Source organism: Deinococcus alpinitundrae (genome assembly GCF_009982895.1).
In the GTDB taxonomy this organism is placed as follows: Bacteria; Deinococcota; Deinococci; order Deinococcales; family Deinococcaceae; genus Deinococcus; species Deinococcus alpinitundrae.
The window spans coordinates 1-269 of record NZ_WXZL01000269.1 but is presented as its reverse complement, the minus strand read 5'-3'; the positions used below and the strand labels follow the sequence as shown (position 1 = coordinate 269).

The following is a 269-nucleotide window of genomic DNA, read 5'->3' as shown; positions in this document are numbered from 1 at the left end:
CGAGTTTCGGCTGGAACGTGAGCGAGATCGTCGTCGACGACGTGGACACGCTCGCGGCCCGCCTCTCGGGCTCGCCGATTCGCATCATCGGCGGTCCGGCTGGCCTGACACGCTTTCCGATGATCCGCGCCATGCAGGTGGTGGGTCCCGCAGGCGAGTGCCTCTATTTCACGCAGGTCGGCGCGGGCAGCGGGCTCGACCTCGCGCGCGCCCAGGCGCCGGTCGGGCGCGTTTTCATAGTGGTGGCGGGCGGTTCCGACGTGCGCCGC

1 protein-coding gene is annotated in these 269 nt (G+C 70.6%); it reads left to right on the top strand.

Annotation, left to right across the window (positions count from 1 at the left end):
- Positions 1–17 precede the first annotated feature (17 nt).
- Positions 18–269, top strand: a 252-nt coding sequence (locus tag GUI70_RS23340) for a hypothetical protein (RefSeq protein ID WP_202630606.1), incomplete at its 3' end; no start/stop codon positions are given.